This window comes from Nocardia heshunensis (assembly GCF_054782115.1).
The window spans coordinates 829,076-841,279 of record NZ_BAAGTC010000004.1; the positions used below are offsets into that span (position 1 = coordinate 829,076).

The 12,204-nt window shown below is 68.3% G+C and carries 11 protein-coding genes; 4 read left to right on the top strand and 7 right to left on the bottom strand.

Annotated features, from left to right (window positions below; translation table 11 throughout):
• Positions 1-80 precede the first annotated feature (80 nt).
• Complete coding sequence (locus ACYVN4_RS16405) at positions 81-5,948, bottom strand: WD40 domain-containing protein (protein ID WP_460721884.1); 5,868 nt, start codon at positions 5,946-5,948, stop codon at positions 81-83.
• Positions 5,949-6,027: 79 nt separating this feature from the next.
• Here ACYVN4_RS16405 and ACYVN4_RS16410 point away from each other — a divergent pair, with 79 nt between their 5' ends.
• On the top strand, positions 6,028-7,221 hold the full coding sequence (locus ACYVN4_RS16410; RefSeq protein WP_460721886.1) for an ArsB/NhaD family transporter: 1,194 nt from the start codon (positions 6,028-6,030) through the stop codon (positions 7,219-7,221).
• Here ACYVN4_RS16410 and ACYVN4_RS16415 read toward each other — a convergent pair.
• Complete coding sequence (locus tag ACYVN4_RS16415; protein ID WP_460721888.1) at positions 7,218-8,117, bottom strand: hypothetical protein; 900 nt, start codon at positions 8,115-8,117, stop codon at positions 7,218-7,220. The two genes, ACYVN4_RS16410 and ACYVN4_RS16415, sit on opposite strands and share 4 nt — an antisense overlap.
• Before the next feature lie 145 nt (positions 8,118-8,262).
• Between ACYVN4_RS16415 and ACYVN4_RS16420 the strand changes: the two genes are divergently transcribed.
• The gene (locus ACYVN4_RS16420; protein WP_460721890.1) at positions 8,263-8,697 is read left to right on the top strand and encodes an SRPBCC family protein; all 435 of its coding nucleotides are present in this window, start codon (positions 8,263-8,265) and stop codon (positions 8,695-8,697) included.
• A 13-nt stretch (positions 8,698-8,710) separates the two neighbouring features.
• On the opposite strand, the gene ACYVN4_RS16425 is transcribed toward ACYVN4_RS16420, so the two are convergent.
• Together ACYVN4_RS16425 and ACYVN4_RS16430 are read right to left on the bottom strand one after the other, a co-directional pair.
• Complete coding sequence (locus tag ACYVN4_RS16425) at positions 8,711-9,058, bottom strand: VOC family protein (RefSeq protein WP_460721892.1); 348 nt, start codon at positions 9,056-9,058, stop codon at positions 8,711-8,713.
• 13 nt (positions 9,059-9,071) lie between these two features.
• The gene (locus tag ACYVN4_RS16430; protein ID WP_460721894.1) at positions 9,072-9,875 is read right to left on the bottom strand and encodes a MerR family transcriptional regulator; all 804 of its coding nucleotides are present in this window, start codon (positions 9,873-9,875) and stop codon (positions 9,072-9,074) included.
• Positions 9,876-9,976: 101 nt separating this feature from the next.
• Here ACYVN4_RS16430 and ACYVN4_RS16435 point away from each other — a divergent pair, with 101 nt between their 5' ends.
• Complete coding sequence (locus ACYVN4_RS16435; protein ID WP_379354926.1) at positions 9,977-10,309, top strand: YbaB/EbfC family nucleoid-associated protein; 333 nt, start codon at positions 9,977-9,979, stop codon at positions 10,307-10,309.
• A gap of 13 nt (positions 10,310-10,322) precedes the next feature.
• Positions 10,323-10,931, top strand: coding sequence for a recombination mediator RecR (recR, locus tag ACYVN4_RS16440; protein ID WP_379354924.1), 609 nt, complete (start codon positions 10,323-10,325; stop codon positions 10,929-10,931).
• 3 nt (positions 10,932-10,934) lie between these two features.
• On the opposite strand, the gene ACYVN4_RS16445 is transcribed toward recR, so the two are convergent.
• The 3 genes from ACYVN4_RS16445 to ACYVN4_RS16455 form a co-directional block, all read right to left on the bottom strand.
• Positions 10,935-11,126 carry a hypothetical protein gene (locus ACYVN4_RS16445; RefSeq protein ID WP_460721897.1) on the bottom strand — a complete coding sequence of 64 codons (192 nt, stop codon included), beginning with the start codon at positions 11,124-11,126 and terminating at the stop codon, positions 10,935-10,937.
• An 86-nt stretch (positions 11,127-11,212) separates the two neighbouring features.
• Entirely contained in the window at positions 11,213-11,854 is a 642-nt protein-coding gene (locus ACYVN4_RS16450; RefSeq protein ID WP_460721899.1) for a hypothetical protein, read from the bottom strand.
• A gap of 16 nt (positions 11,855-11,870) precedes the next feature.
• Positions 11,871-12,089 carry a hypothetical protein gene (locus ACYVN4_RS16455; protein ID WP_460721901.1) on the bottom strand — a complete coding sequence of 73 codons (219 nt, stop codon included), beginning with the start codon at positions 12,087-12,089 and terminating at the stop codon, positions 11,871-11,873.
• Positions 12,090-12,204 lie beyond the last annotated feature (115 nt).

A 12,204-nucleotide genomic window follows, 5' to 3' on the forward strand; every position in this document is an offset into this window, starting at 1 on the left:
CTTACTGCAGCTAACAATTGGATTGCGATGATCAATTGCGCTGTGCCCATGGATCAATCGGTGCCGAACCCAGGGATCGATCAGAGCGGATCATCCAGATCCACCTGGCAGATTTCGGGGAGATACGGGTCCAATTCGCCCGGTTCGAAGCGGCACATGCCGATCACGTGCCAGAACTGTCCCGAGGTCAGCCCCTCGGTCTTGTAGCGTCCGTCCGGCGTGAAACCCACCCAGCCCTCCGGCAGCCCGAGCAGGGTGGCCCGCAATTCCGGGGCGATATCCGATTCCGCCAGCGACCACAGCATGATCGAGCCGTCGTTCCCGCCGCTGGCCAGCAGCCGCCCGGTGGGGTCGAAAGCCAAGGAGCGCACCCGGTTTCGATGCCCGTGCAGCGTGTGCAGATGCTTGCCGGAGGCGATGTCCCAGAGGTGGATCACCAGGTCGTCACCCGCGGTGGCCAGCAGCCCGGAGCCCGCGTCCACCGCCGCGCACCACAGTCGCCCGCGATGCAGGTCCAGCCGATGCAGCGGCGGCCCACCGGCCACACTCCAGATCCGCACGGTGCCGTCCCAGGAGATCCCGGCGACCCGATCCCCGTGGCAGACCACCCCGTAGACCCGGTGCCCGCCGGATCCGCCGGAGGGCTCGGGATCCGACAGCGTGGTGACCAGCTCACCGGATTCCACCTCCCAGACCCGGACCATGCCGTCGTCGCAGCCGGTGGCCATGCGCTCACCCGCCGCGTCGAAGGCGATGGAGCGCACCCGGCCGCGATGCTCGGCGCAGACCGCGTGCTCGCCGCCGGTCGCACGGGTCCACAGGGTGACGGTGTCGTCGTCGTTGGCGGTGGCGATGAACCGTGCGGTGGGGTCGTAGGCGATGGCCCAGACCGGGGCAGAGTCGACGGTGATATCGCGCTCGGCGGCGCCCGCCTCGATATCGAACACCCGTAGCCGCCCGGCATTGCCCACGGTGACCAGCTGACTCGCGGTCCGCGGCGAGAACACCCCGGATTCCAGGGTGATCAGTCCGTCCGCGCTGCCTTCGAGGCGTTGCGCGAGCCGTCCCGTCGCGGCGTCCCAGATCCGGAGACTGCCGTCGTTGCCGCACCCGGCCAGCAGGCTGCCGTCGGCATTGAACGACACCGCGCGCACGTGGCGGCCGTGACCGTTGAGGGTGTGCAGGTTCTCCCCGGTCGCGGGATCCCAGATGCGTAGCGCGAACTGGTCGTCGGCGACGGCGAGCTGGGTACCGTCCGGGCGGAAGGCGAACGGCCAGATGGAACCGGTATGGCCGGTGAGCCGGTGCAGGGGTGCACCGGTGCGGCCGTCGCGCACGTACACCGCGCCCGCGGTGTCGCCGGTGGCCAGCATGTCCCCGGCGGGGTCGAAGCCCAGCCAGTGGATGCGGGCGCTGCCGTGTTCGATGCGGTGGGTCAGCTGCTCTCCGGTTCCGGTGTCCCACAGGCGGATTCCCCCGGCAATGTCACCGCTGGCCAGGATCGGCTCGACCGGGTGGAAGGCCACCGAGTAAACGATGTCGTGGTGCCCGGCCAGCGCGTGCACCAGGGTGCCGGTGTCCGGATCCCACAGGCCCAGCGCGCCGTCCGCGCCCGCGACGGCCAGCAGTTGGCCGTCCGGGTCCCAGCAGATGCGCCGCACCGGGCCGGGCGCGCCCTGGAAGCCACCGATCTCGCGGCCGGTCGAGAGCCGCCGGATGCGTACGGTGCCATCGTGATACGCGGCCGCCACCCGGTCGCGATCCAGCGCGATGCTGTAGATGCGTTGCGGCACCCCGCCCGGCGGCGGGAATTCGTGCACCGGTTCGCCGTCGGGCAGCTGCCACAGCCGCAGCGTCCCGGCCGCGTCGCCGGTGGCGAGCAGTGTTCCGGCGCTGTCGGTTTCGAGGGGCCACGGCCAGTTCGCGTGTCCGGACAGGATCTTTCGCACCGCGCCGCTGGCGGCGTCCCAGATCCGGACGGTGCCGTCGGCGGATCCGGTGACGAGCACCTTCTCGGTGTAGGCGACCGCGAAGGTGCGGGCGCGATGTCCGTGCAGGGTGCGCAGCGTCCGTCCGGTGTCCGCGCCGTAGACCACCACGCTGCCGGAATCGCAGCCGACCGCGACGGTGCCGCCGTCGGGGCTGAAGGCCAGCGGTCGCGGCAGGCGCCCGCTCTGCGCGTCCACCCCGTGCTTGACACCGATTGCGGCCGGGGCGAATTCGGTGCGCGGCGGGGTGCCCGGCACCCGGCCGGACCCGGCCAGATCGGTGCCGATGGGCACGCCCACCACATCCAGCAGGGCGGCGCGCGTCCAGCGGCTGCCCTCCCCCCGCATGCCGGTGAGATCGGTGCGGGCCAGCCGGGCCCCGGTCAGGTCGGCGCGCCCGAGATTGGCGCGGACCAGGGACGCCTGATCCAGTTGCGCCCGGTGCAGCCGCGCCCCGCGCAGGTCGGCGTGCTGCAGATTCGCGCTGACCAGTTGGACCTCGGTCATATCCGCTCCTCGGAGATCGGCGCCCACCAGGGACGCCTGGTCGAGTTGCGCGCCGATGAGTTTCACCCCGTGCAGGACGGCGTGGTCGAGCACCGCGCCCGAGAGCCGGGTCTCGGTCATGTCCGCGCCGGTGAAGTCGAGCCGTGCGAGATTGCGGAACGACAGGTCCTCGCGCGAGAGGTTCAGGCCGCGCAGGTCCTCGTGCGGGGAGATGCGCAGCCGGGCGGCGACGCGCGCCGCGTTGGTGCGGGTGATCTCGTGTTCGGCCGGATCCGCCTGCACCCGTTCGACCCAGGTGCGCAGCGATTCGACCGAGGCCAGATCGCAGAGGAATTCGACGGCCAACGGCTCCAATTGGGCCTGGCCCAGCGGCGCGGGCGCGGTGACCCCGTCGCCGAGTTGCCGGGCCACGTGTTCGGCCACCAGCCAGTCCCGCACCGAGGAGTGGATGAAGCCGAAGTGGTTGTCCTCGCCGCGCACGATGAGGCTGCGGGAGCCGAGGGTGTGCACGAACTGGGCGGCATTGAGGCGGGTCGCGTCGATGCGTTCGACGGCGGCGTTGGCGACCTCGGTCAGTTCCGCCAGGCTCAGGTAGGGGCGGCCGGTCTCCCAGACCCGCAGCGCGAAATACGTGACGGCGAGCCACAGTTCGTCGATCCGCAGCGTGGGTTGTGAGCTGGCGCGTTCGGGGGAGCGGTCGATCTCGAAGGTCAGCCAGGCGGTCAGAATCTCCCGGTAAAGCCGGGTCGGGCCGATGATCTGCTGCGCCCCGGCCGCGGTGCGCAGCCGCTGCTCGTCGAGATCGGCGATGAAGCTGAGCATGCGTGGATTGCGGGCGAGTTCGAGCAGATCGGGGATGCCGCGCAGCAGACGCATCCGGGAGTCGGCCGAAGGACCGGCCGTGCCCGAATTCTGCATGGAGCCATAGCGATTCACCAGGAACGCGTGCACCTGTTCGTGGGTGAAGTTCTCCACGCCGAGGATGTAGCGGTCCGGATGCGGTTCGTCCTGGGTCTGCAGTGCCGCCGCGATCTGGTCGTAGGACTTGAAATGCTGGGTGCGGCCCGCCACCACCACCTTGGCCCGACCGGTCGCGGCCTGCAGCAGGGTGGCCATGTGCTCGGCGGCGCTGTCGTAGTTCAGCCGGGTCAGCAACTCGTCGAAGCCGTCGAACAGCAGCACCACCCGGCCCTGCGCGAGCATGTAGCGCAGGGCGCGCAGATCGATGCGGGATTCGCCATTGTTGGCCAGGTGCGCGGCCAGCAGCGTGTCGAGGGAGTTGGTGCGGTCCAGATTGCGCAGTTCGATGAGGATGGGCACCAGGTCCGCGCCGGATTCGGTGATGCGCCGGGTCAATTCACGCAGTGCGAAGGTCTTGCCGAGCCCGAAATCGCCCAGCAGCAGCACGAATCGGCCGTCGTCGGCGCCGACCAGCCGCAGCAGTTCGGCGACCAGATCGGTCTGCACCTCCCGGCCGCGCGGCGCCAGCATCCGGAAACGCTGCGGCACATACAGATCGGCGGCGTACGCGGTGTCCTCGCGCAGTCGAGCCGACTGCTGGCGCACATAGCCGTCCAGATTGGCGAGGCCCTGGAAGTCGGCGAAGCTGCGAATGCGCACGCCCTCGCCCGCCGCGCGGTCGCGCAACTCCGGCTCGGGATCGGGGCCGAGATAGATGAGCTGGGAGCCGGGTTTCGGCTGCGGGCCCAGGAATCCGTCGAGGACCTGCCCGGTCACCTCGCCCACGTGCGCGCCGATGATGAGCTGCTCGATCACCGGATCCGAATTGATGGTGACCAGCAGGTACGGCGGGTCGGAGGTGGTGCGCCGGATGCGCGCGTCCGGGTAGCGCACCTGGCACACCTCGGTGACCTGTTCGAGCAGCAGCTCGTGCGGCCGCACCGTCTCGTTCGCCTGGGCGGCAAGCTGCCGCGGTGGTTGCGGCGGGGCGGTGAGTTCCCGCACGGGGGCCCGGCTGCGCAGTGCCACCACGGAATTCGCCCAGTCGACGGCCTGTGGCACGGGCGGGTCGGCGGCGTCGTCGAGGTGATACCGGGTCAGTCCGTCGGCGGTGAGGTGGATGAGTTCGGCCTGACCGGGGGCGGGAGCCGAGAGGACCGGCAGGGTGCCGCCGTGGTGCGCAACCGACCGGCCTGCCCGGCTGGGACCGCGCAGCAGCAGGTTCAGCCGCGGGCCCAGCCGCCGGAAGACCGCCTCCGCGTCGCGCAGTACCCGCGGATCGTATTGCGAGGTCACGGGTCCGGGCGCCGGGTCGTGGCTGATCACGCCCAACCGGAACCAGCCCTGCGATTCGTAGGCGCGCAGTTGCCCGGCGAACCAGTCCTTCTGCCGGGTGCCGATCCACCCGTAGTTGTCCTTGTCCTCGTGGGTGGCGGCCATGGTCGAGTTCAAACCCGCCACCACCAGCCGTAATTCGGGGATCGGGAACAAGGTCCAGGGCTGGCCGACATCGAAGACGAGATGGTCCAGGCCCCGGTAGAGGGTGGTGAACAGCTGCTCGAACAGCTTCAGCTTCGCGTAGTAGGGCTGCACCGGCAGCCGGTCGTAGGCGGCGCATTCGCGGAAGTAGGCGTCGCAGGCGAGCCGGGAGATGTCCTGATTGCCCGGCACGATGACCACCCGGTCGGGCTCCAGCTTGAGCAGCACCCGCAGCCCGCTGAGAAACGAAGTGGCCTTGCGGAATTCGGTCGGATGCGCGGATTCGGTGAGGTCACCGCTGACCACGATCAGATCCGGCGGCGGCGCGCCTGCGTCCACCAGATCGGTGACCGCGCCGTAGAGGTGGGATTGCAGCCCCTCCGGATCGCTGGGGACGTCGGCGGACGGCAGCCCGCGCCCGAACCGAGGACCCGAGACATGCAGCATCGACAGTCCGGCGTGCGACCGCTGTGCCGCGGTGTCGCCGGGAAAATCCGGTGGTGACAGCGGCCGTCGCCGGACCGCATCGGAATCCGTTGCCGGAGACCAGACGTCGTCGGCTCGGGCGTCGATCGCCCGCCGCGGGGTCCAGCGCTCCGACAGCAGCCGCTCCACCCGCTCGACGACCTGCCGCCGCAACTGTGCCGCCTCGCCGAGCCCGTACCCGTCCAGGAAGCCGATGCCCGTCGGCAGCCACTCCAGCGAACACTCGCCGACCCGAATCGCCAGCAGCTTCCCCGGATCCACCTCCAAGGCGGCCTGCCACTCCCGATTCGCATGCCGTGACGACACGTAGTTGTCCGTCACCACCGCCACGACCAGATCGGACTCCCGCACCCCCCGCTGCACGAAGTCCCCGTAGTTGGTGGCCGGATCGAAGTCCCACGCCGCCAGCACCGTCCGATACCGGGCCTCGGAATGCTCCAACTGCCAAGCCAGCCAAATCGCCCACCGCTCATCGGCCGGCGAATAACTTAGGAATACGATCCGAGACTGCCCACCCCACAGCGTCACTCCACCAGTATCCCGCGATCGGATGATCCGCTGCGATCATTTTCCGGACGCCCGGACCCGAAAGGGGGCCCGATCGGCCATGCGCTGGCGACCGAGCGGGCTGGATGCTGTGCGGATCGGATTGCTGGTCGCCGGGTTGTTGTGTGTGGCAACGGGACTGCTGCCGCGGGCCGAAGCCGAGGCCAACATGCGGCGGATCGCGCCGTTGTTGTTGTTTCTGGGCAGTGTGATCGTGCTGGCGAATCTGGCGCGGCGGGCCAAGGTGTTCGATGTGATCGCGCATCGGCTGGCGATCATGGCGGGCGGGAATTACGTCGGATTGTTCTTGCTCTGTGTGCTGTTCGCGTCGACGACCACGACCGTGCTCAATCTGGATACCACCGCGGTGCTGTTGACGCCGGTCATGCTCGCGCTCGCGGTTCCGGCGCGGATTCCGCCGCTGCCGCTGGCCATGACGACGTTGTGGCTGGCGAACACCGCGAGTCTGCTGCTGCCGGTGTCGAATCTGACCAATCTGCTGGCCGCGGATCGGGTGGCGTTGGATGCCACCGGGTTCGCGGCCAGAATGTGGCTGCCGCAGCTGCTTTCGATCGGCGTCACGATGGTGTGCCTGTGGTGGTGGTACTGGCGGCGCGACCAGCGCGGGACCGACCGCTACGTGGTGCCGGAACCGATCCGTCCGGCCGATACCCGGGAGCGGGTGCTGCTGTACGCCGCCGGGGGCGCGTGCCTGCTGTTCGTGCTCGCGATTCCGTTCGTGGGGGATCGCATCGGGTTGGCGGCCGCCGGGGCAGCGGTTCTGGTGGTGGCGGTCTTCGCGGCCTGTGATCGGTCGGCGCTGCGCTGGTCGCTGTTTCCCTGGCAGCTACTGGTTTTCGTCTCGGGGCTGTTCCTGGTGGTGCCCACACTGTCCCGGCACGGTCTCTCGACCCTGATGGATCATCTGATCGGCGAGGACACCGGCGGTCCGGGCATCTTCCGGGCGGCGGGCGCCGGTGCGGCGCTGTCCAACGTCCTCAACAACCTGCCCGCCTACACGGCGGGGGAAACGGTGATCGGCACCGGTGAGCGAAATCAGCTGCTGGCCTTGTTGATCGGCACCAATGTGGGCCCGGTGGTGACCCCGTGGGCTTCGCTGGCGACCCTGCTGTGCCTGGAGTTCTGCCGCAGTCACGAGGTTCGGGTGCCGATGCGCAAGTTCGTGCTCACCGGCCTGGTGCTGGGGGTGGCCGCGACCGGCGCGGCCACCGCGGGCCTGCTGCTCACCGGCTAGAACGTATTCACCGGCCGCAGCGCGTATTCCACGATCTCCGTGACATCCTCGTCGGTGTACATGACGGGCAGCCCTACTCCCAGCTGCTCGAGCAGGTGGCGGGTCTGCACGATGGTCGGTTCGGCGGGCGGCCGCAGTTCGGTGTCGCGGCCCAGCGGGATGTGCCGCCCCTGTTTGAAGCTCACCGCCAATTCCCGTGCCAGATCCGAGTATTGGGTCTTACCGTGCTCGAACATCAGCGCGGGGGTGTTGGAGCCGCGCTGATTCACGATGACGATCTCGTCGGACATGTCCCACCGGTACGTGGTCAACGCAGGCGACAGCGCCAGATCGATGCTGAGGAACTCCGACTGCTGGCGGTACCACGCACACGCCAGCACGCTGCCGTAGGACTGTTTGCGGATCCGGTCCGCTGTCCACGGCCGCCCGTTCGCGTCCCCGCCCGGTTGCAGTGAATTGCGGTACAGCGCCTCGGCCTGGCAGAGCTGCTCGTTGCCCGGGTCCAGAATCTCCACCTGCAGATTCATCAGCTGATGTTCCGCGCGGGCGCGGTCGAGGAAGAACTTCAGCGTGGTCACCCGCAGCGAGGTTCCGGTGCCGCCCTTGGAGATCCAGCGATTCGAGGTGCGTCGAGCACGCGCCTGCGCCTGATCGACCTCGGCCCCGTAGAGCAGCCGCACCGCCGCCGTTTCCTGCACCAGCCGGGTGACGCGATTGCGGTCCCGCAGGATCGTCACCGCCAGCAGGCTCAACACCAGCAGGATCGCGCCGCTCACCAGATTCGAGCTGGCATTGGTCTTGTCCAGGACCTCGAGCAGGATGACCGTGGCCGCGATGACCAGCGTCACGACCCCGTCGATATTGAGCCGCAGCCAGGTGGCGAAGCGCATCAGCATGGCGTCCTCCCCCGTAATGCACCCCAAGGATAAGTGGCCGACCCGACGTCGCGCAGCGAACCGGGCGAGCCGGATCCGGCGTAGCATGACCGAGCGGTAACAGGGCAGAAGTGCCGGTCAGCCCGAAATCAGTAAGGAGCACATGGTGGGACAGGTCAGCGCCTCCAGTTCGATCGTCGTCGCGGCGGATCCGAAGCGCACACTCGACGCGATCGCCGACTACGAGACAGTCCGGCCGAAGATCCTCTCCTCGCACTACCGCGACTACAAGGTGGTCGAGGGTGGGCAGGGCGCGGGCACGGTCGCGGAGTGGACGCTGCAGGCCACCGAGTCCCGCCAGCGCAATGTGCGGGCCGCGGTCTCGGTCTCCGATTCCATGGTGACCGAACGGGATTCGAACTCCTCGATGGTCACCGCCTGGACGGTGACCCCGTCGGGCGCCGGCTCGCTGGTCACCGTGCGCACCACCTGGAAGGGCGCCGGCGGCATCGGCGGCATCTTCGAGGGCATCTTCGCACCGATCGGCCTGAAGAAGATCCAGGCCGAGGTGCTCGAGAATTTGAAGAAGGAACTCGCGTAGTTCCCGGTATCGCTCAATCCTGGGCGATATCGAAGAGGTTGCCCTCCGGGTCGCTGAGCGTCGCCCACTTCACGCCGTATTCGTCGAAGTCCGCGATGTGCTTGGCCCCGAGGGCGACCGCCTTCGCGATCTCCGCGGGCTGGTCGGGTGAATGCAGGTCCAGGTGCACCACATTCTTGCCCGGGTTCTTGTCGTGCACCGCGACGAACATGAATGTCGGTGTGGCGGCGTCATTGTCGATGGTCGCGAAGTGCTCGTTGGCCCCTTCGTCGACCGGACGCTCGAACAGCTGCGCGTAGAAACCCGCCAGTGCGGCGGCGTTCTGGCAGTCGAAGGTGATGTTGCCGAGGGACAGTGCCATGGTGCTCTCCTTTTCAGAGCCGGCCGATCGGCCAGCAGACTTCGGTGCGGTAATCGGCCGGTTCGGCGTCGCCGGGACCGACCAGGTAGAGCTCGCGAACGGGTTCGGCGAGCGCGGAATCGTGTTCTGCCACATGGCTGCCCAGGGCGCCGTAGGTGCGGTCGAACTCGGTGAACGGGCCCGCGTGCACCGTGATGGCGAAGCGGCGGGCGGGTAGGTCGAGGACGGAGTCGAAGCGCTCCCGATGCCGGGCCTCGATGGGCACGAAGGTGACCACCTCGCCGCGGTCGTACTCGAAGAACTCCGGTGCGTAGGTCGCGCCGCCGGGCCCGGCGGGCGCGAGACCGGCGGCCCCCAACTGCTCGTAGAGCGACCCGAAGCTGTACTCGCACCACTGATCACAGTCGTCGCGGGCCACCTCGGTGGTCATGGCCAGTACGGGATGACTTGTGATGGAACGGTATTCGACGGCGATCGCGGCCGAGGGCAGCAACAGTGCCTCGAGCGAGGCCACCACGTCGCGGGTGCGCACCAGCTCCGCCTGCATGCGTTGCAGATGCACGCGGATGGCCTCGTCGCGCGCCGTCTGATCCGGCGCGGCCATCACCGCCTTGATCTCCGGCAGCGGCATGTTCAGCTCGCGCAGCCGCTTGATCAGATGCGCCTGGTCCACCTGCTCGGTCGAATAGAACCGATAGCCCGAACCCGGATCGATCGTGACCGGCTCCAGCAACTCGATCTCGTGGTAGTAGCGCAGCGTCTTGATGGTCAGGTAGGTGAGCCGGGAGAACTCGCCGATGGGAACCGTCGCTGTCATGCCCTTAGCGAACACCCTCCAGCGAGGGGAGAGTCAACAGGTGCGCCGCGCGTCGGCGACTAGGCTGGAGCGCGATCACCATCCCCCAGGAAGGACGCGCCGTGCAGCCCGGTGAAGGTTTCGACATGCAGGCCTTGATGGCCCAGGCCCAGCAGATGCAGCAGGCGGTCATGGCCGCGCAGCAGGAGATCGCGGAATCCGAGGTCGAGGGCGAGGCGGGCGGCGGCCTGGTGCGGGCCCGGATCAAGGCCACCGGCGAGGTGCTCGCCCTGACCATCGACCCGAAGGTGGTCGACCCCGAGGACATCGAGACCCTGCAGGATCTCGTCATCGGCGCGCTCAACAACGCCATGGAGTCCGCGCAGAACCTGGCTGCCGAGCGGCTCGGTCCGCTCGCGGGCGGTTTCGGCGGCGGCGCGCTTCCCGGTTTCTGAGCGGGCGGCGTAGGTGTACGAGGGTCCGGTTCAGGATCTCATCGACGAGCTGGGCAAGCTGCCCGGCATCGGTCCGAAGAGCGCGCAGCGCATCGCCTTCCACTTCCTGACGGTGGAGCCGCCGGAGATCGACCGCCTGCAGGCGGCGCTGCAGAAGGTGCGCGACGGCGTGCGGTTCTGCGCCGTCTGCGGCACGGTCTCCGACGGGGAACTGTGCCGCATCTGCGCCGACCCGCGCCGCGACCGCACCATGATCTGCGTGGTCGAGGAGCCCAAGGATGTGCAGGCCATCGAGCGCACCCGCGAATTCCGCGGCCGCTATCACGTGCTCGGCGGCGCGCTCGATCCATTGTCGGGTATCGGCCCCGATCAACTCCGCATTCGGGAACTGCTGACCCGCATCGGAAATCAGGACGACGGGGTGGATGTCACCGAGGTCATCATCGCCACCGACCCGAATACCGAAGGCGAGGCGACGGCCACCTATCTGGTCCGGATGTTGCGAGACTTCCCGGGCCTGAGCGTGACTCGCCTGGCCTCGGGCCTCCCGATGGGCGGCGACCTCGAATTCGCCGACGAATTGACCCTGGGCCGGGCACTTTCCGGCCGCCGGGCACTGTAAAAGCTACGTCCAGGTCGGCGGTGCAGGCAGCGCCGCCGGCCTGGGGCACGGGATGTGCTGCACATTCCGGGGGATATCCGCGCCCGCACCGCTGGCGTGCAAAGCCACCGCGATGGCGAAGGTGGCCGCCAATCCGGCCACTACTGCCAACCCTTTACGCATGGTTCCTGCGCTCAATGTCGGGCGTAGCTTCATAACTGAACATTAGCTTTCCTGCACGCGCGTAGCCTTCATTGCATGGGCGGGCGAGCCGAAATTGAAATCTCTCTGTTATTCGAGGCTCAGAACGTGAGCTGTTGCCATTCGAGTGCGGTGAAGCCCGAACGATCTCCGGTCGCCCATCCCCAGATTAGATCGGCGACAATTCGCGAGTCCGTAGCCGCGGCTGCGAAATGCTTATCCGCAGAACCGTCCCGGTATTCCAGGTCGTAATGCCCGTCCGGATGCCGATAGGTCTGGATGTAGACCTGATCGCCGGTTTCCACGATCAGATAGGGCCCCGGCTGGCCCAGATCGGGAATCCATTCGTCGACGAGTTGCCTTGTCAGGTACGGAAATTCCCCCGCGCCGCCGTGTGTGACCGCCGCGGTCACCGATTCGGCCGGGTCGACGAGCCAGGCCAGTTGCGGATCCCACACCGCGTAGCCGTGCGGCGTGCCCAGCTCGAACAACAGCCCGCGGGTGTGCCCGATCGCGTCGTAGGGCGTCGACACGAACAGCGCCGCGCCGAGCACGCCGTCGGCCGCGGGGGCGCCCAGGAAGCTGTCCAGCTCCGGCAGTTCCGCATTGCGCTTGTCGAGCTCGGCCGCGATCTCGGCGACAACCGCTTCGGCCGGGCGACCGTCCTGTGCGGTCAGGTAGTCGTCCACCTCGTTCGGGGACGCGGCGGCACCGGAGGGCAGGAGAACGAGGTCGTAGCTCACCCGGCCAGGCTAGTGGTCAGCCGGTGCGGTGCTGCCGACCGGTCCGTAGGTCGGGGGTGGCGCAGTCGCAACCGCCCGCGACATCCGAGCAATCGGCCACGAACAGGTGTCGTGTCCGGCCGGTGTCGAAACACTCCGGTTCGGTGCATTCCACCGAGCCCGCGGCGTGCACGATCAACGTCCCGTGGCAGTGATCGAGGGCCGATTCACACAGTGCGCATCCGTTCGGTTGCACCGCTGCCTCCTTCACGCGTCGTTACGGTGATATCACCCGCGTGCGACAACTGTGGGAGCTCACCGCGTGTCGTCCGATCTGTCGGAAAAACACCCGCATGGCAGGCCCTCGCCGT

Bases quoted from the DNA above. Each gene is read 5' to 3' on its own strand.
- ACYVN4_RS16425 (WP_460721892.1), bottom strand. From the start codon at position 9,058: ATGGCACTGTCCCTCGGCAACATCACCTTCGACTGCCAGAACGCCGCC.
- ACYVN4_RS16410 (WP_460721886.1), top strand. From the start codon at position 6,028: ATGCGCTGGCGACCGAGCGGGCTGGATGCTGTGCGGATCGGATTGCTG.
- ACYVN4_RS16430 (WP_460721894.1), bottom strand. From the start codon at position 9,875: ATGACAGCGACGGTTCCCATCGGCGAGTTCTCCCGGCTCACCTACCTG.
- ACYVN4_RS16445 (WP_460721897.1), bottom strand. From the start codon at position 11,126: ATGAAGCTACGCCCGACATTGAGCGCAGGAACCATGCGTAAAGGGTTG.
- ACYVN4_RS16415 (WP_460721888.1), bottom strand. From the start codon at position 8,117: ATGCTGATGCGCTTCGCCACCTGGCTGCGGCTCAATATCGACGGGGTC.